General features: G+C 37.0%; 23 protein-coding genes and 2 pseudogenes. 15 read left to right on the top strand and 10 right to left on the bottom strand.

The features are described from left to right. Positions 1-2 precede the first annotated feature (2 nt). The 8 genes from EXE29_RS10190 to EXE29_RS10155 are packed head-to-tail and all read left to right on the top strand — an operon-like array spanning position 3 to position 7952. Positions 3-461: a GDP-mannose mannosyl hydrolase gene (locus EXE29_RS10190; protein WP_120364581.1), complete on the top strand. Its 459-nt coding sequence runs from the start codon at positions 3-5 to the stop codon at positions 459-461. A gap of 4 nt (positions 462-465) precedes the next feature. Then, positions 466-1710: a hypothetical protein gene (locus EXE29_RS10185; RefSeq protein WP_120364580.1), complete on the top strand. Its 1245-nt coding sequence runs from the start codon at positions 466-468 to the stop codon at positions 1708-1710. Next, positions 1694-2875 (top strand): glycosyltransferase family protein, encoded by a 1182-nt coding sequence (locus EXE29_RS10180; protein ID WP_120364579.1) that lies wholly within the window; start codon positions 1694-1696, stop codon positions 2873-2875. The genes EXE29_RS10185 and EXE29_RS10180 overlap by 17 nt, the downstream gene beginning before the upstream one ends. After that, a complete protein-coding gene (locus EXE29_RS10175) occupies positions 2875-4035 on the top strand; it encodes a hypothetical protein (RefSeq protein WP_120364578.1) in 1161 nt (386 codons plus the stop codon). The genes EXE29_RS10180 and EXE29_RS10175 overlap by 1 nt, the downstream gene beginning before the upstream one ends. Then, a complete protein-coding gene (locus tag EXE29_RS10170; protein WP_120364577.1) occupies positions 4028-5041 on the top strand; it encodes a glycosyltransferase family 4 protein in 1014 nt (337 codons plus the stop codon). Before EXE29_RS10175 ends, EXE29_RS10170 begins: the two co-directional genes overlap by 8 nt. A gap of 33 nt (positions 5042-5074) precedes the next feature. Continuing rightward, positions 5075-6160, top strand: a complete 1086-nt coding sequence (locus EXE29_RS10165; RefSeq protein WP_120364576.1) for a glycosyltransferase — start codon at positions 5075-5077, stop codon at positions 6158-6160. An 11-nt stretch (positions 6161-6171) separates the two neighbouring features. Beyond that, positions 6172-6723, top strand: coding sequence for a putative colanic acid biosynthesis acetyltransferase (locus EXE29_RS10160; protein WP_120364575.1), 552 nt, complete (start codon positions 6172-6174; stop codon positions 6721-6723). Continuing rightward, complete coding sequence (locus EXE29_RS10155) at positions 6720-7952, top strand: glycosyltransferase WbuB (protein WP_120364574.1); 1233 nt, start codon at positions 6720-6722, stop codon at positions 7950-7952. Before EXE29_RS10160 ends, EXE29_RS10155 begins: the two co-directional genes overlap by 4 nt. A gap of 38 nt (positions 7953-7990) precedes the next feature. On the opposite strand, the gene EXE29_RS10150 is transcribed toward EXE29_RS10155, so the two are convergent. Further along, positions 7991-9418: a mannose-1-phosphate guanylyltransferase/mannose-6-phosphate isomerase gene (locus EXE29_RS10150; RefSeq protein WP_120364573.1), complete on the bottom strand. Its 1428-nt coding sequence runs from the start codon at positions 9416-9418 to the stop codon at positions 7991-7993. Positions 9419-9714: 296 nt separating this feature from the next. On the opposite strand from EXE29_RS10150, the gene EXE29_RS10145 reads away from it, so the two are divergent. The 6 genes and pseudogenes from EXE29_RS10145 (at position 9715) to galE (ending at position 15988) form a co-directional block, all read left to right on the top strand. After that, positions 9715-11079, top strand: coding sequence for an undecaprenyl-phosphate glucose phosphotransferase (locus EXE29_RS10145; RefSeq protein WP_120364572.1), 1365 nt, complete (start codon positions 9715-9717; stop codon positions 11077-11079). A gap of 67 nt (positions 11080-11146) precedes the next feature. Then, positions 11147-12022 (top strand): UTP--glucose-1-phosphate uridylyltransferase GalU, encoded by an 876-nt coding sequence (gene galU / locus EXE29_RS10140; RefSeq protein WP_117007709.1) that lies wholly within the window; start codon positions 11147-11149, stop codon positions 12020-12022. 12 nt (positions 12023-12034) lie between these two features. Then, a pseudogene (locus tag EXE29_RS17920) lies at positions 12035-12496 on the top strand (UDP-glucose 6-dehydrogenase); the annotation flags it as partial. Between the two features lie 42 nt (positions 12497-12538). After that, positions 12539-13309: pseudogene (locus tag EXE29_RS17915) on the top strand (UDP binding domain-containing protein); the annotation flags it as partial. 35 nt (positions 13310-13344) lie between these two features. Continuing rightward, a complete protein-coding gene (pgi, locus tag EXE29_RS10130; RefSeq protein ID WP_228198775.1) occupies positions 13345-14976 on the top strand; it encodes a glucose-6-phosphate isomerase in 1632 nt (543 codons plus the stop codon). Continuing rightward, the gene (gene galE, locus EXE29_RS10125; RefSeq protein ID WP_106985587.1) at positions 14969-15988 is read left to right on the top strand and encodes a UDP-glucose 4-epimerase GalE; all 1020 of its coding nucleotides are present in this window, start codon (positions 14969-14971) and stop codon (positions 15986-15988) included. The genes pgi and galE overlap by 8 nt, the downstream gene beginning before the upstream one ends. A 45-nt stretch (positions 15989-16033) precedes the next feature. On the opposite strand, the gene EXE29_RS10120 is transcribed toward galE, so the two are convergent. The 9 genes from EXE29_RS10120 to EXE29_RS10080 form a co-directional block, all read right to left on the bottom strand. Next, positions 16034-17404, bottom strand: coding sequence for a phosphohexomutase domain-containing protein (locus tag EXE29_RS10120; protein WP_120364569.1), 1371 nt, complete (start codon positions 17402-17404; stop codon positions 16034-16036). Between the two features lie 53 nt (positions 17405-17457). Then, entirely contained in the window at positions 17458-19296 is a 1839-nt protein-coding gene (gene glmS / locus EXE29_RS10115) for a glutamine--fructose-6-phosphate transaminase (isomerizing) (protein WP_120364568.1), read from the bottom strand. Positions 19297-19308: 12 nt separating this feature from the next. Continuing rightward, positions 19309-20673, bottom strand: a complete 1365-nt coding sequence (gene glmU, locus EXE29_RS10110) for a bifunctional UDP-N-acetylglucosamine diphosphorylase/glucosamine-1-phosphate N-acetyltransferase GlmU (protein WP_120364567.1) — start codon at positions 20671-20673, stop codon at positions 19309-19311. 20 nt (positions 20674-20693) lie between these two features. Then, positions 20694-21215, bottom strand: a complete 522-nt coding sequence (locus EXE29_RS10105) for a phosphatidylglycerophosphatase A family protein (RefSeq protein WP_106985583.1) — start codon at positions 21213-21215, stop codon at positions 20694-20696. Further along, complete coding sequence (gene thiL, locus EXE29_RS10100) at positions 21193-22110, bottom strand: thiamine-phosphate kinase (protein WP_120364566.1); 918 nt, start codon at positions 22108-22110, stop codon at positions 21193-21195. The genes EXE29_RS10105 and thiL overlap by 23 nt, the downstream gene beginning before the upstream one ends. Positions 22111-22131: 21 nt before the next feature. Continuing rightward, positions 22132-22581 carry a transcription antitermination factor NusB gene (nusB, locus tag EXE29_RS10095; RefSeq protein ID WP_106985581.1) on the bottom strand — a complete coding sequence of 150 codons (450 nt, stop codon included), beginning with the start codon at positions 22579-22581 and terminating at the stop codon, positions 22132-22134. Positions 22582-22585: 4 nt separating this feature from the next. Continuing rightward, the gene (ribH, locus tag EXE29_RS10090; RefSeq protein ID WP_067731440.1) at positions 22586-23056 is read right to left on the bottom strand and encodes a 6,7-dimethyl-8-ribityllumazine synthase; all 471 of its coding nucleotides are present in this window, start codon (positions 23054-23056) and stop codon (positions 22586-22588) included. A gap of 18 nt (positions 23057-23074) precedes the next feature. Next, on the bottom strand, positions 23075-24190 hold the full coding sequence (ribBA, locus tag EXE29_RS10085; RefSeq protein WP_120364565.1) for a bifunctional 3,4-dihydroxy-2-butanone-4-phosphate synthase/GTP cyclohydrolase II: 1116 nt from the start codon (positions 24188-24190) through the stop codon (positions 23075-23077). A gap of 341 nt (positions 24191-24531) precedes the next feature. Continuing rightward, the gene (locus EXE29_RS10080; protein WP_120364564.1) at positions 24532-25101 is read right to left on the bottom strand and encodes a TetR/AcrR family transcriptional regulator; all 570 of its coding nucleotides are present in this window, start codon (positions 25099-25101) and stop codon (positions 24532-24534) included. Positions 25102-25229: 128 nt separating this feature from the next. Between EXE29_RS10080 and EXE29_RS10075 the strand changes: the two genes are divergently transcribed. Then, a partial coding sequence (locus tag EXE29_RS10075) for an SDR family NAD(P)-dependent oxidoreductase (protein ID WP_120364563.1) occupies positions 25230-25769 on the top strand: 540 nt, incomplete at its 3' end.

Genomic DNA, 25769 nt, shown 5'->3' with positions numbered 1-25769 from the left:
ATATGTGGCTACCAGACGAAACTTTTAAAAGTGTTATACAGCATACTCCGCTGATTTCGATTGATTTGATTGTTCGAAATGAGCAGGGTGAGGTTTTATTGGGTAAACGTGTCAATGCACCTGCAAAGGGCTATTGGTTTGTGCCTGGTGGGCGAGTACGTAAAAATGAAACTCTGGATGATGCTTTTGTTCGTTTGGTGCGCGAGGAGCTTGGTATTAAATCAGGTATTACTCGTGCAGATGCCAAGTTTCTAGGCGTGTTTGAGCATTTTTATGATGATTGTGTGTTTAATAATGAAATAAGTACACATTATATTGTGTTAGCTTATGAATTAAATATTAGACAAGAGTTGATGCGTCTAAAATATGTACAACATCAGGATTATATATACAAAAATACCAAAGAAATAACGAGTTTTGAAAAAATAAATCATTATACAAAATTGTATTTAAGTTTGTGAGTTTATGGAAATTAAAATTAGTAAGACTAAGTCATATTTTATAATACTTTGGTTGCTTTTAATCTTTGGTTTACATTCCGATATACCTTTTAATTATGCAGGGATTGCTTTCCCGTCTTTAATTTCATTAATTTTTTTTATTTTAATACTTAATAAATTTAATCTTAATAAAAATTTAATATTATTGGTTGTAATATTTTCTCTAATGTCATTAATTTCATATATTTTTAAAGCTTCAAATCATAGTGTTGAAGATTTTTTAAGAAGTTTTTTCCAAATTTTATTTTGTATATTTTTTTCATATGGAGTGAAACAATGGATAGAAAGAAATAATTTCAATTCTAATTTTTATTATAAATTGATAGAGGCTACATTATTTTTACTTGTTATAATGGTTATTTTAGAATGGTTGGGAGTTATAAGTAATATTTCAAATGAGTTTGGGTTACATTTTTATACAGGTAATGTTGGATTTGAATTTTACGGTGCAAACGAATATGCCTTGAATCGAGATGAACAGTTATCTGGAGGAAGACGTCCTACTTTATTCTCACCTGAACCATCTATACCAGCAATAACGTTAACTGTATTCACAATTATTTATAGTTTTTTTTCTAAAGGAAAGAAAATTCTTATTAGCATAGCGGTTTTATTCCTGGTTTGGTTTATATTTAATAGTCCAACACCCTTATTAGGGGTATTAATAGTAGTATTAGGAAAATTGCTAAAGGCAAAAGAGCTAACAAATAGATTAATTTTAACAATATTTACAACTTTATTGGGAATAGGAATTTTTCCTTTAATTTATATAAGATTAAGTAGAGTGTTTTCAGAGCATGAAGGTATTTTAACTACTTCGGAAGGTATTAGGCTCATATTACCTTTTTTAAATGCATATAATAGCATAAAGAATGGAGCTTATTTAGGGAATTCACCAGGAGTTTTATCTGATATTAATTATATAAAAGGGTTAAATCCGTATGGTTCACCAATGTTTGGTACCAATAATATAGCTTTAATATTTTTATATTTTGGTCCTGTATTTTCTTTATTTTTATTTTATTTGTATTGGAAAACATTTAAAATAAAAGAGAATAGATACTCCAGTTATATATTAGGTATATCAACTATTGTATTGCTGGGATTCTCTTTGGGAGCCATTGAATCGGTCAGATTTTTAGGCTACTGGAGTTTAATTATGGTGTTTTGGTATATTTCTAACGGAGTAGTTAATGGAAAAAAATATTAAAAAAAATATTTTAATATGTTCGGGATTTACTGAAACTGAATTATATTCTTTTCGTGAAAATGTATATCCTAATCTTATAACTAAGAACAAAAATTGGAATGTAACAATATATACATCTAACCAATCTTGGATATGGAAGTATAATCGTGCTAAGAAAAAGCAAACTATTCCATATCGTTTTGATGATGTAATTCAGCAAAATAAACAGGTAAAAATTATTAGAAAAAAACCTATAATTAGGCTTTCTGATTTTTTAATAATGCCTATCCCTTTCAAACTAATCAGAAATAGTGATTTAGTCCATATAATTGAATTTAGACAAGGTTTAGGAGTTTTTATAGCTTTATTTGCCAAATTAATGGGAAAGCCAGTTATATATGATCATGAGCAAAGAGGTGATAGGCATTATACTATTTTACACTCTTTAGATAGCTTAATGAGACGTTTTTTTATTAGAATGGGTTCACTATTTGTGGATCATGTTCGCCATACTGTTATTGAAAATAAAAAACATTTTCTTAAAAATTCATTTAGAAAAAAAATTAGTATGTCCTTAGCTCCTCTAGGCGCAGATCCAAACAAATTTTTCTATTATCAAAAAATAAGAGATGAAAAAAGAAAAATATGGGGGATATCTGAAACAGATATATTAGTAGTTATATCAGGAAAAATAGATAAGGCTAAAAGAACTATGGAGGCAATTTCTGCCTTATTAGATAATGGTATAAAAGTTAAAGTTGTAGGCTCATATTCTATAGATATAGAGTATGAAATGAATAGTTTAATGAAGCGTGGAGTAAGTTTTTTGCCTCAAGCTTCAGCTGATGAACTAAATCAAATTTATAATGCTGCAGATGCAGTATTATTTACTACATTTAGTGTTTCATATTGGGAGGCTTTAGCAACAGGAGCTAAAATTATTATTCCAAAAACTGAATTTAGTGATTTATATATTTCAGAAAATTTGAAAATAACTTTTGGCAATGAAGAAATGTTTTCAGTGGTTGAAGAGCAATATAAAGAATCAGCAGATGTCTATAATGCTGTAAAGAGTGCAACCAAAAATATAAGTGAGCTTAGATCATTAGAAAGAAAGGCAGAGACAAAATATACATGGGAAAATACTAGAAAGCAGTTAATTGAAGACTACTCGAGATTTATTTAGTGAATATCAAGAAATTAATTCTAAGTGGTGCATTTAGGCAGCTAGTATCTGGTCTTGCTTTAGTTCTAGGATTAATATTGGCTGCTAAACAAATTAGTATAGAAGATTTTGCAGCCTATAATTATGAAATGCTTGTTATTTATACAGGGGGTGCTGTCTTAGGTGTTTTAGGTTATCCACTAATATATAAATATTTATCTGAAAATAATGCAAAAAATCTGTATTTACCCCTAATAATTATATTAGTCAATTTAATCATATCTGGTTTTATTGGCTTTTTGTTATATTATTTTGGGATTTTTAAGAGTCAATATTCAATAATTGGTATATGTTTGTTTATTTGTTCTAATTGTATAACTGCTATTTCCTTGGGGATTTCTAAATATATTTTATATAATTTGGGAGAAGTTCTTCCTTCCCTAACATTACTTTTATCTGTCTTATTTTTAGGAATAAATAATTATAATAAACTATTACTTTTTACTTTTTTTGGTTTTTTTTTGAAAATATTAATATATATATTAATATTTAAAATTGACTCCGAGATATATATAAAAAAATATAAAATTATTTCATTATCTTTTATTAAAGATGGCTTATTAGTAGGTTGCACAGGAGCATTACAGAATTTCTTTTTTAGATTTAGTTTTTTATTAGGAATGGCTTCAGGATTAAATTTTTCAACATTATTTACAGCTATTTATCCTTTTGTTGAAAAGGTATTGGTGTTTCCACAAGCAGCTAATTCAATCCTATATGGTAAGATAGTTAAAAATGAAATACCAAAATTAACTTTTTTAAAATTGATAAGTTTAATAATGTTATTGTGTATAGTATCATCTATTTTTATATATTTATTAATTAGAATTTTAGAAATTTATTATTTTGACAGTTCGTATAAGGGAATTTCAATGATCTCTATTTTTGTGTGTTTTCTTTTTGTATTGCAAGGCTTGCGTATTTTAATTCATAATTTTTTTCAAGGTGTTTCCAATTCTATCATAGTGCTTAAAGACTCAATTATTTTGGGGTTGTTGTGTGCTATTCTTTATATTTTGAAAATTGAAGATTTTGCATTTATAATTGCTATATACTTTGTTTTCTTTTTATTATCTCTTATTTATCTAATACGTAGATTTAACAGGTTTCAAGATGTCTAAAAAAAAATTCCTTTTTTATTTTAATACTCCTGGTTGGGGAGGGAATGAAATAATGGCTCTCTCAATAATGAAAGAAGTGGTAAGGTGCGAAAAAATAGTTGAAATAATATGTAGTGCAGAACAAAAACAAAAATTTATCAAAATGGATAATTTTGATAAAATCTCATTTCTCAATGATAAGGTAATTAATTATGAGGAATATGAAAAAATTATTATAATTTTACCTTCTTTTTTATCTTCTTTGAAAATGATATCAGAATATAATCTTTTTTTTAATGATAAAGTTTATTTATATGCTCCATTTTGGGGGTGGGAATGGTCAAAAAAAAATTCTGTTATATTTAGAAAGTATTTTTTAAGTGTATTTTTATTTTTTACAAAAATAAAAATATTAGCTATTAGACATGATTTTGAAAAAAATATTATTAGAGACTCTGAAAATAGAGTATTGATAATACCTAATTACGCTACAAAAGAGTTTCATTGTTATGAAAGCAATGAAAAAAATTTATATTGTATAGGTAGAGTTGATTTCTCTCAGAAAGGGCAAGATGAACTATTAAAAGCTTTAATTAAGCTAAAACAAAAGAAATTTAATTTCTTTGATAAATTAATATTTATTGGCGATGGTCCAGACTTAAAAAAATTGATGAAACTTTCTGAATCCTATGAATGGGTTGAGTTTTCACCTTGGATTAGTAGTGGGGAAATTAGAATTTCTAATAAAAGTATTTGTATTTTAGCTTCACATTATGAGGGGTTACCTCTTACAGCACTTGAAGCCATTATGTCAAATATACCTGTAATTGCAACAAGAAATTCTGCTTTAAATAGTATCCTTCCTAGGGAGTGTTTACATCAAAATGATAGTATTTCTCTTGAAAAAGCTATAAATTACACTTTTAGTAATTATTCTAGAATTTTAGTTTATTGTAAAAGTAAGGTTACAAAAGGTTATACTTACTCCTCATTTAGTGAATCTATTAAAAAATTTTGTAGAGATTAAACAGTGAAAGTTTTGATAATTGCGCCCCATTATATGGTTGATGAAAAAAATGGTGCTAACAGTTATATTGATTGGATATATAGTTCTCTTTCTAATCATTGTGACATTACCTTATTGAGTGCTTTTCATATTCATACGCCTTATGGTATAAAAAAAATCAGATCAGTAAATAATAGAACTAGTTTAAAAGCTTCTCTAAATGTTATTTTTTTAAAAAAACAATATTTTGTTGAAAGATTAGTGCCTAAAAACTTTCTTTTAAATATAGATGATTTTTATAGTTATGATATTGTTATTTTTAGTTTTATTCATACATATTTAGCTGCTTTAGAAGCTGGATTTGTTTCAAATAGATTCAGAAAAGTTATAATTCTAACTCATAATTATGATCCTGATATTTATAAAAGTTGGGAAAATGAAGGTTTTTTTAAAGCTTTAATTGGTAAGATATCTTTAAGTCGTTATTTTCAAAGCCTTAAAAAAATTGATACTAAAGTTATATTAGGAAATATTTCTGAAAGTGATTCTCATTTATATAGAAATATTTGTTCGAATAAATCAGTAGAAATACCTAGTGGTGCAGTTGTTAATGAAATTTTCTTACCTATAAAAGCTGATAAAATAAAAATTGTTTTTTTGGGTTCACTTTCTACCCCATTTAATATTAATGGTTTAAATTATTTTAAAGATAAAATTTTTAGAACACTAAAGATGAGTTTAGATTTTGATTTTTATGTAATTGGTAGTAACCCCACTAATAGTGTTAAAAATTTATGTATTGAAAATAATTGGATATTAATTGAGAACCCTTCTGATCAAGAATTAGAAAATATTCTTAAAGAAATGTCATTTGGTATATTGCCATTTAATATTACTCAAGGAGTAAAAGTTAAAATTTGGTCTTATTTATCAATGGGTTTGCCAATTTTAGCGACTGATATATTTAAAGATTATGATTTTCCAAGTGATATTTATTTGGCTAGTGATAATCTTGATCAATGGGTCGTTTGGATTCAAAAACGATTTAATAATTTGGAATTTAGATATAGAGCTAGAAATGTTTTTGATATGAATTCAAAAATTTCTTCTAATAAAGTTATTAAAGAAATTTTAATTTAGGTATAAATGGTATGATTTATCAAGATTTATCTAAATTTAAAATGCCTCCTAATTTTCGTAGAGCTTCTGCTTTAAAAGTTCAGCTTTGGTGGTTAGTTCAAGCATCTTTATTTAAGTGGTCACCTCAATTTTTATATGGGTTTCGCGCTTTTTTATTACGTTTATTTGGCGCAAAAGTGGGGAAATCCGTGGTGATTAGACCTTCAGTTACCGTAACTTATCCTTGGAATGTTTGTATTGGGGATTATGCTTGGATTGGCGATGACGTGGTTCTCTATAGTCTCGGTGAAATTAAGATAGGTGACCATGCTGTGGTGTCACAGCGCAGTTATTTATGTACAGGTGATCATGATCACACTCAAATCGACTTTCCTATTCGTGGTCATCAAATTATTGTTGAAAATGAAGCTTGGGTAGCAACAGATGTATATATAGCCCCTAATGTGACTATTGGTCGTGGCGCTGTGATAGGTGCACGAAGTTCTGTTTTTAAAGATATGCCAGAAGGATATATTTGCCTAGGTTCACCTTGTAAGCCAATTAAGCCTAGAGAAATGCAATGAAAATATTATTCTATGGAATTAACTTTGCTCCTGAGCTTACAGGTATTGGTAAATATACAGGTGAAATGGCGCAATGGTTTGCTGAACAAGGTCATGAAGTTCGTGTAATTACTGCTCCGCCCTATTATCCAGCATGGAAAGTCTCTGAAGGTTATCAAAATGCCTATGCCACGGAGCAATGGAATGGCGTGACTGTTTATCGTTCTCCTCTTTGGGTACCTGCACAGCCAAGTGGTGTAAAACGGCTTGTTCATCTTGCTTCCTTTGCCTTAAGTAGCCTGCCAACCTTGTTTAAGCAATGGTCATGGAAACCGGATGTTATTTGGACTGTAGAACCGGCGTTAATGTGCGCGCCAGCTACAGTCGCTTTTGCAAAAATAAATGGTGCAAAATCTTGGTTACACGTGCAAGACTATGAGGTAAATGCAGCCTTTGATATGGGATTAATCAAAGCTAAATGGCTTCGAGGTTTTGTGGAAGCATGTGAACGTTGGTTAATGCGTTGTTTTGACCGTGTATCAAGCATATCTGGACAGATGCTAAAACTTGCACGTTCAAAAGATATAGATGAGCAAAATATTATTTCTTTCCCAAATTGGGTGGATATCTCAGCTATTCAGCCTTTAAAAGGCGTTAGCCCATATCGGAAAGAATTGCGGATTAGTGAAGATAAAATTGTTGCCCTTTATTCAGGTAATATGGGGGGTAAACAAGGCCTGGAAATTTTAGCTGAAGCTGCGAAAATCATTTCAGATGAAAAAAACGATAATATTCAGTTTGTGTTCTGTGGTAATGGTGCAGGGCGTGCAGATCTAGAGCAGGCATGTACAGGTTTAAGCAATGTCATATTTATAGACTTGCAGCCTTTAGAGCGTTTGAGTGAATTGCTTGGTTTGGCCGATATTCACTTATTACCGCAACGCGCAGATGCTGCAGATTTGGTTATGCCGTCAAAACTTACAGGTATGTTGGCAAGTGGTAAAAGTGTAGTTGCAACGGCTACTTCTGATACTGAATTAGGTAGCGTGATTTTAAATGATGCGCAGTGTGGTGTGATTGTAGAACCTGAAAATGGTCAGGCATTGGCTCATGCACTTATTGAATTATCGCAAGATTCAGAACAGCGTAAAATACTAGGTTGTAATGGCCGTCAATATGCAGAAAATTCACTATCAAAAGATAAGATATTAAAAAAATTCGAAACGGATTTATTAAATTTAATTTCTTAATAAAAAAGAGCGGCTAATTAGCCGCTCTTTTTATATTTTTATACACGTCCGTATAAATCTTCAAAACGCACAATATCATCTTCACCCAAATATGAACCTGACTGAACTTCAATCAGTTCTAGTGGTACTTTTCCGGGGTTTTCAAGCGCATGTGTTTCTCCGAGCGGAATATATACCGATTCATTCTCAGTGAGTAAGAAAGTTTCTTTACCTTTGTGGATGCGAGCTGTTCCACTGACTACAATCCAATGCTCTGCACGGTGGTGATGCATTTGTAAAGAGAGCTTTTGGCCAGGATTCACTGTAATGCATTTGACTTGGTGGCGCTGTCCATTATCGATGGAATCATAGCAACCCCAAGGGCGATATACTTTACGGTGAGTATCCACCTCGGTACGTTCATTTGATTTTAATTTTTCTACAATCTTTTTAATGTCTTGGACTTTATTTTTATTTGCAACCAAAACAGCATCAGGTGTTTCAATTACAACAACATCATCTAATCCAAGGACGCTAACTAAGCGACTGTCAGCGTGAATTAAAGAGTTGGATGTGTTTACAGTGATGGTATCGCCACGGCAAACATTGCCATTTTGATCTTTGTTGCTGACTTCCCATACACTTTTCCAAGCACCTACATCACTCCAATTGGCTTTAAGAGGCACAACAACAACCTGATCAGATTTTTCCATTACGGCATAATCAATAGAGTCATCAGGTGATTTTTTAAAACTTTCTTGATCTAATCGTACAAAATCTAAATCATTTTTGCTAAGTTTGAATGATTCTTTGGCTTGATTTGCAATAGCTGAATTAAATTTCTGTAACTCTTGTAAATACACAGAAGCTTTAAACATAAACATGCCACTATTCCAAAGATACGAACCTTGGTCTAAATATTGTTGGGCAGTTTGAGTATCTGGTTTTTCTACAAATTGCTCAACTTTGCATGCTTTTATTGCTTGGTCTGTAGAAATTGAGTCTGATGCTTTAATATAACCATAACCGACTTCTGGTGAAGTAGGAACAATACCAAAAGTCACTAGTAGACCAGATTCAGCTGCTTCTAAGCCCACTTTAACAGCATCATTAAAAGCTTCTTGTTGCTGTATAACATGGTCTGCAGCAAGAATGAGTAAAACAGGATCATCTCCATAAGAGAGGGCAAGTTCTGCGGCGGCAGCAATAGCAGGTGCAGTGTTTCTAGCAACAGGTTCAAGTAAAATTTTTGCGTTGATTTTCTGTTGCCTTAGTTGTTCGGCAACAATAAAGCGATGATTTTCATTGGTAACAATAATAGGGTTTTGAAAGTTATCTATAGCATGATTTAATTTTGTAATTCTTTCTAAAGTAAGCTGAAATAATGTTTTTTCTTCAGTAATGGGTAAAAATTGTTTAGGATAGTTAGATCTTGAAAGTGGCCAAAGTCTCGTGCCAGAACCACCAGATAGAATCACAGGAATCATATTATGGGTCTCTCATAATTTTATTATTGCTTATCCTACATGAATATATATCTAAATCAAAATAAATACAGCTTTTTATTCGATATTCAATAATATGGTAAAAGATAATGTAAGTAATTTTAGAGTTTAATTGTCAAAAAATGATTGCGTGTTTATAATGCTAAAGAAAATATTAATTAATTTATTGATTTTTCAAGACTTGGGGTGGACTTTCTAAATAAATCAAGAATCTATGTAATGGGTTTCATTGATAAGAATGGCTGTTTATATAATAAATTAAGCGATATGGGGAAAAAATGGCTTCTCGATTAAATGCGTCTTACGTATCAATTTTACAAAGATTTTGTGATGTGGTGGCTATTTATTGGGCTTTGTATGCTGTTTTTAATTTAAACTCATTAGCGATCAGCCATCAGGCTATGCTTATATTTTTAAGTATGGTCAGCTTTTTTCAATTGATTGGTGGATTGACCGATTTTTACCGCTCTTGGCGTGGTGTAAGCCTATTCAATGAATTGGTTGCATGCTTAAAAAATATCTTCTTTAGTGCTTGTTTGCTTCTTCCATTTTGTCTTTTTTATTCTGATATTAGTTTAATGGTTCTGATCCAATATTTTTGTTCAGTCTTAGTCTTTATGGCAGTATTACGAATTTTTGTTCGTTTAATATATGCGATTTCCTTTAAAATATTCAAAAAATCTCGAAATGTAATTGTTATTGGTGATACCGTTAAAGCACATAAGCTTTTTACTGATTTAAAAAAATCAGAGTGGATTGGATTTAATCCGCTGGGTATTTACTCATTTAATGAAAAAGCAGATCAATATGATTTTAATGGTAATGTAAATGATGCAATTGGCATTATTCATTCAGAAGATATTAATCAAGTCTATATTGTGACTAGTCAGGAAAATATTCATCAAGTCGATAACCTATTAAAAATGCTTTCGGATACAACATGTTCAACAGTTATTGTCCCTGAGTTATTTAGTTATGATTTTTTATATTCTCGAGTAGAAGATATTAATGGTACTCCAATTATTCCAATCATCGATACACGTATTAAAGGAATAAATATCTTTCTTAAGCGTGTCGAAGATATCTGTGTTGCTTCTACCATTTTAGTGCTTATTTCCCCCTTGTTATTGTGTATTGCGATTGCAATTAAGCTCAATTCTAAAGGTCCTGTATTCTTTAAACAAATCCGTTATGGCTTAAATGGTAAACCAATTTTAGTTTATAAATTCAGAAGCATGTCTGTTATGGAAAATGGCGCTAAAGTTACACAGGCTGTAAAAAATGACCCACGTGTGACTAAGGTTGGTGCATTTTTACGAAAAACATCTTTAGACGAGCTTCCTCAATTTATTAACGTTGTTTTAGGCAATATGTCTGTTGTAGGACCTCGACCGCATGCCGCTGCACATAATGAACAATATCGTAAACTGATTACCGGCTATATGTTGCGTCATAAAGTGAAGCCAGGTATTACAGGCTTAGCGCAAATTAGAGGTTGGCGTGGCGAAACAGATACCTTAGATAAAATGGAAAAGCGGGTTGAGTGTGATTTAGAATATATCCGTACATGGAGTATTTTACTGGATATTAAAATTATCTTTCTTACTATATTTAAAGGATTTATTAATAAAGCGGCATACTAATATGTGGCTTATATTTAATAACCAAACATTTATTAACTTAATATTTTAAACTTAGAAGTGTAGTGTCATGATTAAAAAGGCAATTCTTCCAGTCGCAGGCTTAGGTACGCGTTTTTTACCTGCAAGTAAATCTATTCCTAAAGAAATGGTTACAGTTGTAGACCGTCCAGCCATTGAATATGTGGTGCGTGAAGCTGTTGCGGCTGGTGTAGAGCAAATCATTTTGGTCACACATAGCTCTAAAGCTTCAATTGAAAACTATTTTGATCGTAACTTTGAGCTTGAAACAACTTTAGAAAATAAAAAGAAATATGATCTGTTAAAAACAATTACAGAAATTTTACCTGCACATGTGAGTGTTGTGAGTGTACGTCAGCCTCAACCATTAGGTTTAGGGCATGCTGTACTTTGTGCAAAATCTATTGTAGGTGAAGATGATTTTGCAGTTTTACTTCCAGACGTACTGGTTAAAGATGATGCGGCGGATAATGATTTGAGTTTGATGATTCGTCGTTTTAATGAATCAAAAGCTTCGCAAATTATGGTCGAAGCTGTTCCTGATGAGTTAGTCGATCAGTATGGTATTGTTGATGTGGCAACAACCCCAGAGGAAGGCCATAGCATCGAAATGCAAGGGATTGTTGAAAAGCCTGCAGTAGGGACAGCACCTTCTAACCTATCTGTGGTGGGACGTTATGTGCTCCCAGCAAAAATTATGCAATTACTTGAGCAGACACCTAAGGGTGCAGGCAATGAAATTCAATTGACTGATGCAATTGCATTGTTGCAACAAACAGAATCAGTTGAAGCTTATCGTATGAAAGGTCAAACCTTTGACTGTGGTAGCAAAATTGGCTATTTAAAAGCAGTTTTGCACTATGGAATTGCACATCCGCAACTTGGTGAAGAATTTAAAACACTTATTAAAGAGCTCGATGCTTAAAATAAACAGAGGATGTATATGAAAATTGCGGTATTTGGTTCGACGCTTAATGCAGCGGTTATGGGGGCATTATTTGCTGAACATGGGCATAGTGTGATCTGGTGTCCAGAGTCTGATATCCGCTTTTTTCATGTACATAATTTGCCTTTCGATTCCAATTTAAAAAAGATTATTGAATTACAGCAGCTGAACGGTGCTTTAAAAATTTGTGATTTGTCGCAGATTTTAAAATACGAATTTGATGTCTATTTCTTGGCCTTCAACCCTTCAAAATTAGATGTCGCAATTGAACTGGCTCATAAATTAAAAGCTGAACCGATTATTCATCCTAAATTGATGGTTAATAGTTCGACCTTTGGTTTACAAGGAACAAAGACGCTACAAGATATTTTGTCTAAAGATGCGTGGGTATATATACCTGATATGACGCAGGAAGGCTCTTCAGTTGAGAATATTGCACAATCTAAGTCAATTGTGATTGGAACGAATGAAGATGCTTTTGCTAAGAAACAGATAAAAGAATTGTTACGGCCGATTTATCCACGTATGCATCAGCTGATTTTTATGCCAATATTAGATGCTGAATTTACTAAAATGAGTATTTCAGGCATGTTAGCAACGCGGATCAGTTATATGAATGATCTGTCCTTAGTTGCTGAAAAACTCAATATTGATATTGAAAATGTACGTTTAGGGGTAGGAGCTGATAGCCGTATCGGGCCAAGCTATTTATATTCTGGTGTGGGGTTTGGTGGGGAAAATTTCTCACGTGATATTTTAGCTTTGTCGCAAACCGTCACTGATTCAGGCAATCGTAGTCGATTATTACAACAGGTTTGGGAAATTAATGAGCAGCAGAAAGAATTGCTGTTCAGAAAATTTTGGAACTATTATAAGGCAGATATTCAGGGTAAAACAGTCGCAATATGGGGGGCTTCATTTAGAGAAAGCTCATCCAGTATTATCAATTCACCGATCCACAGTTTACTACAAGCATTCTGGGCACAAAAGGTGACCGTTCGACTGCATGACCCAAGAGCATTGCCTGAAATTGAAAAGGCTTATGGGGCGCGCGATGATCTAATTTTGTGTGACGACCAATATGAAGCAGCAGAAAATGCGCATGCACTGTGTTTAGTTACAGCATGGAAACAATATTGGAGTCCTGATTATCGACGATTAAAAAACGTGATGCAGCATCCTTTTATATTAGATGGTCGTAATATTTATGACCCACACTATGTAAAAGAAGAGGGCTTTGCATACGAGGGGGTGGGACGATTATGAATAATATAGAGCAATTTCCGAAACAAGATTCACATATGATCTATACGAAGCTAAAGGCTTTAGCGGACAATCAAAAAGAAACGCATTTAAGTCAACTATTTGCAAAAAACCCATTAAGATTTGAGCAATGTTCAATTCATATCAACCAATTGTGCTTCGATTTTAGTAAGCATCGTGTCAATGGCAAAGTATTTGAGCAACTGATTGCTTATGCAAAATCTCATCAATTAAAAGATTGGATTCAAAGTCTATTTTCGGTAGAAAAAATCAACTACACCGAAAAACGTGCTGCCATGCATTGGGCATTGCGTTTACCTAAAAATAGTCATGAGCATCCACAACTTGCAAAACAAGTACATGGTCAATTGGATCGAATGTATGAATTGGTAGAGCGAATTCATGCTGGTCAATATCGTGGTGCGACTGGTGAAGTGATTCGAGATGTAGTGAATATTGGTGTAGGTGGGTCAGACTTAGGCCCACTCATGATTTCACACGCTTTAACTGATTTTAAAGTGCAAACGGCACAAGATCTGAAAGTCCATTTTGTTTCTACAATGGATGGGAGTCAGCTTTCTGATTTATTGCACCAACTGCGCCCAGAGACGACTTTATTTATAATTTCATCAAAATCCTTCGGAACGATAGATACACTTTCTAATGCCCAAACAGCTCGATGCTGGTTGCAACGCACTCTAAAAGCATCTGATAGTGCATTGCAGTGCCATTTTGTGGGTGTTTCAACAAAACCTGACAAAATGACCGAATGGGGAATTAGAGAAGACAATCAATTCTTACTTTGGGATTGGGTAGGTGGTCGTTATTCTCTATGGTCTTGCATTGGTTTACCTATTGCATTAACAGTAGGTGTGGAAAATTTTAAAGACTTACTGGCTGGCGCATTTGAAATAGATCAACATTTTCAAACCGCACCATTTGAGCAAAATATTCCAGTGTTGATGGCACTTTTAGGTGTTTGGAATAATAACTTCTTAGATATTCAGACGCATGCGGTTTTACCTTATGATGGGCGCTTGAAGTATTTTGCCTCTTATTTACAACAGCTCGAAATGGAATCAAATGGTAAGTCTGTACAGCGTACAGGCGAAAAAGCTGTAGTGGATACTTGCCCAATTATTTGGGGAGAGGTGGGGCCAAATGCACAACATGCCTTTTATCAACTGTTACATCAGGGTACTCATGCGGTAAGTTGTGACTTTATTGCTCCTGTACATCGTTATAATGCAAATCAATTTACCTATATTGATAATGCTGATGCCTTGGTTGAACAGCATCATTTAGCACTTTCTAACTGTTTGGCACAGTCTCGTTTACTTGCCTTTGGTAATGAAGTGTTAGATCAAACAGAACTTGAAAATTTACCTGCTTATAAGCAATATGCTGGAAATCAACCGAGTACTACCGTGTTATTGGATCAATTAACGCCATATACATTAGGGATGTTGGTTGCGCTATATGAACACAAAGTGTTTGTACAATCGGTGTTGTGGAATATCAATGCATTCGATCAATGGGGTGTAGAAAAAGGTAAAGAAATTGCCAATCACCTTTTGCCGATTTTAAATCGTGAAGTAGAAGATGTGTCACACTTTGATTCTTCGACACAAGGTTTGTTAAAGATTTTATTAGGAAAAAAGAATGGCTAAGATTTTAGTGACGGGTGGTGCAGGTTATATTGGCTCACATACCTGTGTTGAGCTTCTTTGCGCTGGTCATGAAGTTGTAGTCTTAGATAATTTATCCAATAGTGCTGAAGAGGCCTTAGTGCGTGTGCAGAATATTGCATCAAAGTCTTTAGACTTTGTACAGGGTGATATTCGCGATGCTCAGGTTTTGGATACATTATTTGAGCAGCATACAATTGATGCAGTCATTCATTTTGCTGGCTTAAAAGCCGTAGGCGAAAGCCAACAATTTCCTGCGATGTATTTTGATAATAACATTGCGGGTTCTATCTCTTTAGTACAAGCCATGGCGCGAGCAGGCGTATATAAGCTGGTATTTAGTTCATCGGCTACGGTTTATGATGAAGCGAATGTATCGCCCTTAAATGAAGAAATGCCAACGGGCATGCCAAATAACAATTATGGTTATACCAAGTTGGTTGTTGAGCAAATGCTACAAAAGTTAGCTGAAGCAGATGAGCGCTGGTCGATTGCCTTGTTGCGTTATTTCAACCCTGTTGGCGCACATAAGAGTGGTCAAATGGGGGAAGACCCACAGGGCATTCCTAATAACTTAATGCCTTATTTGACACAAGTAGCTGTTGGTCGCCGGGAAAAGTTGTCTATTTTTGGCAATGATTATGAAACCGCTGACGGGACTGGTGTACGTGATTATATTCATGTGGTCGATTTGGCCAATGCGCATTTATGTGCGCTGAATAATCGTCTGCATCAGACAGGTTGTCGTGCATGGAATATTGGTACGGGTACAGGTTCTTCTGTTTTAGAACTTAAAAATACGTTTGAGCAAGTGAATCAAATCACCATCCCGTTTGAATTTGCACCACGACGTGCAGGCGATGTAGCAATTTCATTTGCGGATAATGCGCGTGCTGTTGCAGAATTAGGCTGGCAACCGAAATATGGATTAGAAGATATGTTGGCAGACAGTTGGAACTGGCAAAAGCAGAACCCACAAGGTTACCAATCCTAAGCTAGAAAAAAAGAGCCTCGAAAGGCTCTTTTTTATTGCTATCAATTAAGCTTCAATGAGCTGGGTAAGTAGATCAACATAGTATTGAATAGATTCTGGATTTTTCGATGCTGTTGTTTCGATATTCAGGCGTAACAGTGGCTCAGTATTCGAAGCGCGCACGTTTAATCGCCAGTTGCCAAAATCGAGGCTAATGCCATCAGTTTTATCAATCGCAGGATTTTGTGTTGCAAAATACTCAAAGATCTTTTGAATTGTCACTTGTGTATCTTGTACTTTAAAATTGATTTCGCCAGAGCAAGGGAATTTTGCAATCATGCCTTCTACTAAAGAAGACAGTGTTTGCTGCGTTTCAGACAATACTGAAACAGCCAACAACCATGGAATCATGCCGCTGTCGCAGTAAGCAAAATCACGGAAATAATGATGTGCAGACATTTCGCCACCATATACCGCATTTTGTTCACGCATCACTTGTTTAATAAATGCATGCCCTGATTTTGATTGTACAGTTTGGCCCTTATATTGTTCTACGATGTCCACGGTATTCCATACGAGGCGTGGGTCATGCACAATTTTTTCACCTGCTTGCTTGAGCAAAAATGCTTGAGCAAGTAAGCCAACAATATAATAGCCTTCAATAAATTGACCTTTTTCATCAAATAAGAAGCAACGGTCAAAGTCACCATCCCAGGCAAGGCCCATATCTGCCCCATGTTCAAGTACTGCATTACGTGTACTGTCACGGTTTTCAACTAAGAGTGGGTTAGGAATACCATTGGGGAATGTGCCATCCGCTTCATGATGGATTTTAATAAATTCTACAGGTACATTGAGGCTTTTGAATTTTTCTTCAATGGCATCAATTACATGGCCTGCTGCACCATTCCCCGCATTGACCACCAGTTTTAATGGACGAATTTTTGCTGGGTCAATATAGCCCATCAAATGCTCTACAAATTCAGGCAAAATATTGTATTTTTCTGTCGTGCCTTTATGCTCAACTTCATTGAATACACCAGCTTCAGCTAAAGCTTGAATTTCTTTTAAGCCTGTATCAGCGCTAATTGGACGTGAATTTTCACGCACCAATTTCATGCCATTATAATCCATAGGATTATGGCTGGCAGTGACTTCAATTCCCCCTTGTACATCAAGATGGAATGCACCAAAGTAGACTTCTTCAGTCCCTGTCATACCAAGATCAAGCACATTGACGCCTGCATCATTCAGGCCTTTGATGGTTGCTTGTTTTAAGCCTTCACTGCTTAAGCGAATGTCACAGCCGACCACAATGGTTTTGGGTTGGTAAATTTGACCATAGGCGCGGCCTACTTTATAGGCGATGTCTTCGTTTAATTCTTCCCCAAGTTTTCCACGAATGTCATAAGCTTTAAAACAAGTTAAGGTTGTCATATAAAGTTCTCAAATTGTAGTTAGGAAAAAGGCTGACAACGTCAGCCTTTTTGTTATTCAACAGTTACGGATTTTGCTAAGTTTCGTGGCTGGTCTACATCTGTACCACGTAAAACAGCAACATGGTATGACAACAGTTGCACAGGAATACTGTAAACAATTGGAGCCAGTAGAGCATGAATGTTTGGCACATTCACAATATGTTGGCGATCTTTATTTTTGATGCCACTGTTTTCATCAGCAAAAACAAAGAGCTCACCGCCACGTGCTTGAACTTCTTCCATGTTAGATTTTAATTTATCCAACATGTCATCTTGCGGTGCAAGAATCACGACAGGCATGTCATTGTCAACCAAAGCCAATGGGCCATGTTTGAGTTCGCCTGCAGCATAACCTTCAGCATGAATATATGAAATTTCTTTCAGTTTCAATGCGCCTTCTAGTGCAATTGGGAAATTCGTACCACGGCCTAAAAATAGGCAGTGTTGTTTTTCTTTAAACAGTTCAGAGAGGCGAAGGATTTCTTCGTTATTTTGTAAAGTATCTAAAATAACTTTTGGAAGGTGCCATAGCTCAGCTGTAATTTCTTCAATTGCTTGATTTGAAATATTGCCCTTGATTTGACCAATTTTTAAGGTCAATAACATTAAGGCAGCGAGCTGTGTGGTAAAGGCCTTGGTTGATGCAACACCAATTTCTGGGCCTGCAAGTGTCAGCAAGCTGTGATTGGTTTCGCGCACCATAGACGATGTTGCAACGTTACAAATCGTCATGGTTGTAATGTCTAGGCCTTTTGCGAGAGCGCGTTTTTGCGTATCACGAAGTGCCGCTAAAGTATCTGCTGTTTCACCAGATTGTGAAATACACACATAGAGTGTGTTATTTACAATCACAGGTGAGCGGTAACGAAATTCGCTGGCAATTTCGACTTGGCAAGGTACATCAATGAGTTGTTCCAACCAGTATTTTGCAATCATACCCGCATGGTAGCTGGTACCACAGGCAATGATTTGCACTTGTTGGATCTTTGTAAAGTCAGCTTCAGCTTCTTGTAAGAAATCTGAGCGTAATGCATTGCCATTTAAGGCTTGAGAGATGGTTTGCTGAATCGCTTCAGGTTGCTCATAAATCTCTTTGAGCATGAAATGCTTATATTCACCCTTTGATGCATTACTCACTGTCGCATCAAGTTCTTTAATTGGGCGTTCTACACGGTTGCCATTTACAAATACTTCAATGCTGGTACGTGTTAGACGTGCAATATCACCTTCTTCTAGGTAAATGAAGCGATTGGTAATAGGCAGGAGTGCCAATTGGTCTGAACTGATAAAGTTTTCACCAAAGCCGACACCAATCACCAGTGGTGAGCCTTCACGTACCGTGATCAATTCATTTGGGTGATCTGTATGGACAATACCAAGTGCATAAGCACCTTTCAGCTGTGGTACAACTTGGCGTACAGCTTCGAGTAAGCTCGGAGTTGATTTCAGTGCATCATTCACCAAATGTGCCACAACTTCGGTATCTGTTTGTGAGGTAAACACATAGCCCAAAGCTTCTAAGTCATCTTTGAGCTCTTGGTAGTTTTCGATAATCCCGTTGTGTACAACCGCAACCGTGCCAGAAATATGTGGATGCGCATTATTTTCAGTTGGTTTACCGTGTGTTGCCCAGCGGGTATGTGCGATTCCAAGTGAACCTGAAATTTGTGATTGATTCACCGCTTCTTCAAGATTCGCAACTTTACCCACGCGACGTTCGCGTAGTACATGACCTGAATTGATGAGGGCTAGACCTGCAGAGTCATAGCCACGGTATTCAAGGCGTTTTAAGCCTTCAATTAAAATATTAGTGATGCTGCGTTCAGCAATGCCGCCTACGATGCCACACATAATTTTGACCTCTTATTTCTTAATTTTTTGCGGACGCTGATAATTTTCTTTGGCAAATTGTTTAGAGCGTTCTACAGCTAAACAATTGTCAGCAACATCGCGGGTAATTGTTGAACCCGCACCGACTGTTGCACCATTGCCAATGGTAACAGGAGCAACAAGTGAGCTGTTTGAACCAATAAAGGCTGCATCGCCAATAATGGTTTTAAATTTGTTGGCACCATCATAGTTACAGGTAATCGTGCCTGCACCAATATTTGAGCCTGCACCTACTTCTGCATCGCCGAGATAAGTGAAGTGATTGGCTTTAGAACCGAGGCCAATTTTAGTATTTTTGACTTCAACAAAGTTGCCAATATGCACATCATTGGCTAATTCTGCCCCTGGGCGTAAACGTGCGAAAGGCCCAATTTGAGCATATTCACCTACGACAGCGCTATCAAATACGCTATAAGGTTGAACTTTGGTGCCTGACGCAATTTTGGTGTTTTTAATTACACAGCCTGCACCAATTTCCACATTGTCACCAAGCTCGCAATCACCTTCGATAATCACATTGATATCAATGCGTACATCCTTGCCAGCTGTGAGATTGCCGCGTAAATCAAAACGACTCGGATCAATCAAATGTATGCCTTGTTGCATGAGCTGTTTTGCTTGGAATATTTGAAATTCACGTTCTAAGGCAGCCAGTTGTACGCGGTCATTGACGCCTTCAACTTCAAAAGCAAGCTCTGGTTCTACAGATGCGACTTCTAAGCCATCCGCAATCGCCATGGCAACGATATCGGTCAGGTAATATTCGCCTTGCGCGTTATTGTTATTTAAGCGTGGAAGCCATTCGTGCAATTTGGCATTGCTCACAGCATAAATGCCTGTATTGAATTCTTTAATTTTACGTTGTTCTTCAGAAGCGTCTTTGTGTTCTACAATCGCTTGAATTTTACCATTTTCACGTACAATTCGGCCGTAGCCTGTTGCATCAGCAACAGTTAAAGTGACTAAGCCAATACCAGAAGATCGAGATGCGTCGAGTAGCTTTTGCAGAGTTTGTTGCGTAATGCATGGTACATCACCTGAAAGGATGAGCGATAGGCCTTCTTTTGGTAAGACGGGGAGCGTTACTTTTACCGCATGGCCTGTACCGAGTTGTTCAGCTTGTTCGACCCATTGAATGTGTTCTTGAGTAAAAGCCTCTTGAACCAAACTGCCACCATGACCGTAGATCGTAATAATATTGGCTGCATTGAGTTTTTTTGCAGTTTCAATTACGTGTCCCAGTAGAGGGCGTCCTGCTAAGGGTTGCAAGACTTTTGGTAAATTAGAGCGCATACGCGTTCCTTTACCAGCGGCGAGAATGATAACGCTTGTTGACATGGTTGATCCTAGAAGTATCTTCACATCGATAAGAAATAAAAGTATAGGCAAATACACAAGGCTGCCCACAAACCTGCAATGATGTCATCGAGCATGATCCCGAATCCACCATCGACGCCACGGTCAATGGCACGAATAGGCCATGGTTTCCAAACATCAAAGAGCCGGAATAAGCCGAATCCAATCAATGCCCAGATCCAATTCATATTGCCTAAATATAGAAGAGGCAAGAAGGTAATGGATTGGCCTGCGAATTCGTCCCAGACGATACGCCCATCATCGTGTACGCCCATAATTTGTGCTGTTTTGCCACAAATATAGATTCCAATGACTGACATCAGCACAATAGCAATAATGGTGGCATTCAAACCAATTGCAAGCCACGCAGGGATAAACAGTAATGCGAAAGCAGAACCAAAAGTCCCTGGTGCTTTAGGAGCTAAGCCTGACCCAAAACCTACGCCACAAAACACGACGCAACGTTCAAACCAAGTCATACGCTGGAAATGAATTTTAGGTTTATGCAAAGTGTTGATATCCATTAGATTGAATGGAGTAATTTACGCCATTTTTTAATAAATTTAATCCCAAGTTTTGGGTAATTTGTCCAATAATCGTAATCGATGTATTGACGTACTGTTGTTTAATTTTTTGGTAATTTTCAGGGCTGATACTAAAGCATAACTCATAGTCATCGCCACCTGCTAATGCAGATTGAAATTTTTCTTGTTCAGATAATTTATTTACAGTTTCGCTGAGAGGGAGCTTATCTAACTCAATGGTCGCACCGACATTTGAAGCCGTGAGAATATGTCCCAAATCTTGAGCCAAACCGTCTGAGATGTCGATCATGCTCGAGGCTAAGCCTTTGAGTTGCTCACCCAGTTCACAGCGAGGTGTTGGATAGTCTAGGCGTTGCTGTAAGGGGTGCCCACGGTGTTTTAAGCCATAAGCTGCATCACCAACTGTGCCGCTGACGCAAATGAGGTCGCCGATTTGAGCACCCGAGCGTGTAATGGCTTGACCAGTTTCAATCCAGCCCAGTGCGGTAATGGTAATGGTTAAGTGAGGACTTTGGGTGGTATCACCACCAATTAAACTCACACCAAATTGATCGCAACAATCATATAAACCCTGACTAAAGCCTTTGAGCCAGTCATGATCAATTTGGGGTAAGCTCAATGCGAGTAAAATGCTATGCGGTTTAGCGCCCATGGCCGCAATATCAGAAAGATTGACGGCAACAGATTTCCAACCAATGGCATGTGGATCTGTATCGAAGGGGAAGTGTCGTCCAGCAACTGAAGTATCGGCACAGATGACCAATTGTTGCTGTGGCGGTGGGGTGAGCAGGGCTGAGTCGTCACCGACCCCTAAATCGACAGAATTTACATTCTTGCGATTAAAATAGGTGTCAATAATCGAAAACTCAGCCATACAACAATTCGACTTAAAAACTTAGTTCGCTTGCTGCTTTTCTGCTGCACGTAATGTAGTCGCTAAACGATCCAATACACCATTGATGTATTTATGGCTGTCTGCACCGCCAAAATGTTTAGCTAGCTCGATAGCTTCGTCTAAAACGACGCGATATGGAATTTCAAGATGTTCTTTCAATTCATACGCACCTAAACGAAGCGTTGCAAGTTCAACGCCATCAAGCGCTGATAACTCGCGGTCAAGCACAGGGATTAAAAGCGCATCCAATGCTTCATGATTGGCAACCACCTCGGTCAACAATTCATGATAATAGCCGAGATCCACTTTATGCATAGCATTTTCCACGCGAGTACGCGCTTCAATTTCATGCACTGGATTGTGGCTCATTTGCCATTCATAAATTCCTTGTACAGCAAAACGACGTGCTTTGCGTTTTGCTGCATAAGTTGCTTGAAGTGTTTGCGACATAGCGTTAAATAGCCTTTAACAAGTTAACCATTTCAATTGCAGTCAATGCAGCTTCGCTGCCTTTATTGCCTGCTTTTGTTCCTGAGCGTTCAATCGCTTGTTCAATACTGTCCGTAGTCAATACACCGTTGATTACTGGCAAGCCAGCATCTAGGCCAACAACGCCTAAACCTTTAGCACATTCACCTGCAACAAAGTCGAAGTGAGGTGTGCTACCACGAATCACGGCACCAAGTGCAATGATAGCGTCAAAACGACCTGTTGCTGCGAGTTTTTTCGCAACGATAGGAAGTTCCCAAGCACCAGGCGCATGAACAACAGTGATATTATCCTCTGATACGCCATGACGTTTCAATGTATCAACGGCACCTTCTAGCAAATGTTCTACAACAAAGCTATTAAAACGACCAACTAAAATCGCATAACGGTCTTCGTTTGCGAGATGTAACATACCTTCAATACGGCGAACTGCCATAGTAACCTCGATAATTTCTTAAGATGTTTGATTTGCGGTGATGTATTCCACCACTTCTAAGTTAAAGCCTGATAGGGCATTGAAACGTAATGGAGAGCTAAGAAGCTTCATTTTTTCAACACCTAAATCACGTAAAATTTGTGCACCCACACCAATCGTTTGGTATTGCTGAGATAAAGCAGCATTGGATTTGGTTGGTTTTGGTGTGGTCAAGCTTTCAAGCGCAGGGCCTAAATCTTGTAAATGACGCTGACCAATCCAGACCAATACACCACGGTCACTGCTGGCAATTTCTTTCAGTGCTTTGTCTAGATTCCACGCTGGCTCGCCATCTTTTTTGTTGATTTTCAACAAATCACGTGCTGGGCTAAAGCCATGTACGCGTACAGTAGTTACGCCTGCTTTTGGTTCACCTTTGACCAAAGCCAAATGAATGTCTGGGTTACCCACTTCACGGTAACGGAACAATTCAAATGTGCCGTATTCTGTGTCGAGGGTTTGTTGATCTAAACGTTCTACCGTTTGTTCATTGGTCATACGGTAGTGAATAAGATCGGCAATGGTCCCCATTTTAAGACCATGCTTTTCAGCAAATACTTCTAAATCTGGACGGCGCGCCATGGTGCCATCTTCATTAATAATTTCACAAATGACAGAAGCAGGTTCTAGCCCAGCTAAACGTGACAGGTCGCAGCCCGCTTCAGTATGACCTGCACGGTGTAATACGCCACCAGGCTGTGCCATCAGTGGGAAAATATGCCCAGGTTGTACGATGTCTGCTGGTTTTGCATGTGCAGCTACAGCCGTTTGAATGGTGTGCGCGCGTTCTGCAGGTGAAATGCCAGTCGAAATGCCGTTTGCGGCTTCAATCGACAATGTAAAGTTTGTTCCATGCTGTGCGCCATTGGCATCGACCATGAGTGGTAGATTTAACTGTTGGCAACGCTCTTTGCTTAATGTTAGGCAAACTAAGCCACGTGCATGCGTAATCATGAAGTTAATGTCTTCAGGGCGCACGTGGGTGGCAGCGATGACTAAATCACCTTCATTTTCACGGTCTTCGTCATCCATTAGAATGACCATTTTACCTGCACGAATATCCGCGACGAGCTCTTCAACTGTATTGAGCGGCATCAGCCTTCACCTTCTTTTTCGTCTTCTGTGAAGACATTAAACTTATATAGATTGTTGCATAGTCTAACGTTTTTTTGTGCGTTTTGCCTATGCTTATCATTTTCCCTTTCAGGTCCATTGTTATACACAGTCCGAACCAATTTTTAAAGTCAGGCTGAATTTAAAAGAATCGCTTTATGCATAATCTTTAAGCAATTGAAAAGAATAAAAAATGACAAAGTTAGTGTGGAAAGGCATAAAGCACAGCATTTTGTCCCTTAGTATCGATGGCTATGACTGCTTTACGAAAAAGTAATTATGAGCAATGACCCTTGATCAGCGTTATTTACATGTATATGAATTTATTGTGCCAAATGATGAAGATAATTTCGCATCATGGTTTTATTGGCCTGAAGAATCTGCTGTTGGAGACTAGGGTCTGGAATCGCACGAGCAATTAAAATGGCACCAACCAGCTGGCAGAGCATAGCCCAAGCTTTATCTGGGCATCCTAAGTGTTGTGTAAACAGTGCATGACCACGAAGCAGTTCTTGTTGATAGGTATATTTGATGTCGTCATTGGCGCGTGCCACTTCACTGGCCAATGCAGGGAGTACACAACCTTGATCTGCATGTTTTAAATGCGAAGGGGTCAAATAACGGTCCAACTCAAAATCAACCCATTCTGCTAACGTCTGATGGGGATTATTTTCCCAATGGGCAAAACTGTGTTGCAATTCTGTTTCTATTAATGCTTTAAACAAATCTTGCTTACTCGAAAAATGTGAGTAAAACGCACCGCTGGTGACACCAGCTGCTTTCATAAAGCTGTCTACGCCTGTAGCAGCGAAGCCATTTTGTTTTGCTAACTGGCCACTGATGTGAAGCAATTCTTGCCGTTTTTGTTGTTTGTATTCGGGTTTGTAGCGCATGAGCACGACCCTGAAATTAAGATTGACGATAATTTAATCATAACATAGTATTCGTTATAGTAACGATCGTTATCTAATAGAATATTGATAGCGCATGGAATAAAACAATCCAGCATGAGGGGATCGTCATGGAAAATAATCAGCTGTCTCATCCAGCCAAGGGCGTGGCATTAATCATTGGTGCAGGAGATGCGACTGGCGGTGAAATTGCCAAGCGTTTTGCCCGCGGTGGCTATATAGCCTGCATGACGCGAAGAAATGCAGATAAGCTCGCGCCTCTAATAGAAGAAATTGAACAGCAGGGAGGCACGGCATTTGGTTTTGCTTCTGATGCGCGTAAAGAAGAACAGGTCGTTGAGCTGATGGAGCGGATTGAGTCTGAAATAGGGCCGATCGAAGTGCTGGTATTTAATATTGGTGCCAATGTGCCTTGTAGTATTTTGGAAGAAACAGCACGTAAATATTTAAAAATATGGGAAATGGCCTGCTTTGGCGCATTTTTGACTGGCCGTGAAGCGGCGAAACGCATGGTGACACGGGAGCGTGGCACGATTATTTTTACTGGTGCAACGGCGGGTATACGTGGTGCAGCCGGCTTTGCGGCTTTTGCAGGTGCAAAACATGCGCTTCGTGCCTTGGCGCAAAGTATGGCGAGAGAACTTGGCCCC

The organism is Acinetobacter sp. WCHAc060006 (genome assembly GCF_004209135.1).
Taxonomy (GTDB): Bacteria; Pseudomonadota; Gammaproteobacteria; order Pseudomonadales; family Moraxellaceae; genus Acinetobacter; species Acinetobacter cumulans.
Note: the sequence above shows the minus strand (reverse complement) of the source record. Positions and strands in the feature narration are given on the sequence as shown.

Excerpts from the sequence above, each read along its gene's own strand:
- glmS (WP_120364568.1), bottom strand. The coding sequence starts at position 19,296 with ATGTGTGGCATCGTAGGCGGCATTGCTGAACGCAGCATCACTAATATT.
- nusB (WP_106985581.1), bottom strand. The coding sequence starts at position 22,581 with ATGTCGCAAACACTTCAAGCAACTTATGCAGCAAAACGCAAAGCACGT.
- EXE29_RS10190 (WP_120364581.1), top strand. The coding sequence starts at position 3 with ATGTGGCTACCAGACGAAACTTTTAAAAGTGTTATACAGCATACTCCG.
- glmU (WP_120364567.1), bottom strand. The coding sequence starts at position 20,673 with ATGTCAACAAGCGTTATCATTCTCGCCGCTGGTAAAGGAACGCGTATG.
- EXE29_RS10120 (WP_120364569.1), bottom strand. The coding sequence starts at position 17,404 with ATGACAACCTTAACTTGTTTTAAAGCTTATGACATTCGTGGAAAACTT.
- EXE29_RS10180 (WP_120364579.1), top strand. The coding sequence starts at position 1,694 with ATGGAAAAAAATATTAAAAAAAATATTTTAATATGTTCGGGATTTACT.
- galE (WP_106985587.1), top strand. The coding sequence starts at position 14,969 with ATGGCTAAGATTTTAGTGACGGGTGGTGCAGGTTATATTGGCTCACAT.
- pgi (WP_228198775.1), top strand. The coding sequence starts at position 13,345 with ATGATCTATACGAAGCTAAAGGCTTTAGCGGACAATCAAAAAGAAACG.
- EXE29_RS10155 (WP_120364574.1), top strand. The coding sequence starts at position 6,720 with ATGAAAATATTATTCTATGGAATTAACTTTGCTCCTGAGCTTACAGGT.
- EXE29_RS10185 (WP_120364580.1), top strand. The coding sequence starts at position 466 with ATGGAAATTAAAATTAGTAAGACTAAGTCATATTTTATAATACTTTGG.
- ribBA (WP_120364565.1), bottom strand. The coding sequence starts at position 24,190 with ATGCCGCTCAATACAGTTGAAGAGCTCGTCGCGGATATTCGTGCAGGT.
- EXE29_RS10170 (WP_120364577.1), top strand. The coding sequence starts at position 4,028 with ATGTCTAAAAAAAAATTCCTTTTTTATTTTAATACTCCTGGTTGGGGA.
- galU (WP_117007709.1), top strand. The coding sequence starts at position 11,147 with ATGATTAAAAAGGCAATTCTTCCAGTCGCAGGCTTAGGTACGCGTTTT.
- EXE29_RS10105 (WP_106985583.1), bottom strand. The coding sequence starts at position 21,215 with ATGGATATCAACACTTTGCATAAACCTAAAATTCATTTCCAGCGTATG.
- EXE29_RS10150 (WP_120364573.1), bottom strand. The coding sequence starts at position 9,418 with ATGATTCCTGTGATTCTATCTGGTGGTTCTGGCACGAGACTTTGGCCA.
- EXE29_RS10145 (WP_120364572.1), top strand. The coding sequence starts at position 9,715 with ATGGCTTCTCGATTAAATGCGTCTTACGTATCAATTTTACAAAGATTT.
- thiL (WP_120364566.1), bottom strand. The coding sequence starts at position 22,110 with ATGGCTGAGTTTTCGATTATTGACACCTATTTTAATCGCAAGAATGTA.
- EXE29_RS10165 (WP_120364576.1), top strand. The coding sequence starts at position 5,075 with ATGGTTGATGAAAAAAATGGTGCTAACAGTTATATTGATTGGATATAT.
- EXE29_RS10080 (WP_120364564.1), bottom strand. The coding sequence starts at position 25,101 with ATGCGCTACAAACCCGAATACAAACAACAAAAACGGCAAGAATTGCTT.
- EXE29_RS10160 (WP_120364575.1), top strand. The coding sequence starts at position 6,172 with ATGATTTATCAAGATTTATCTAAATTTAAAATGCCTCCTAATTTTCGT.
- ribH (WP_067731440.1), bottom strand. The coding sequence starts at position 23,056 with ATGGCAGTTCGCCGTATTGAAGGTATGTTACATCTCGCAAACGAAGAC.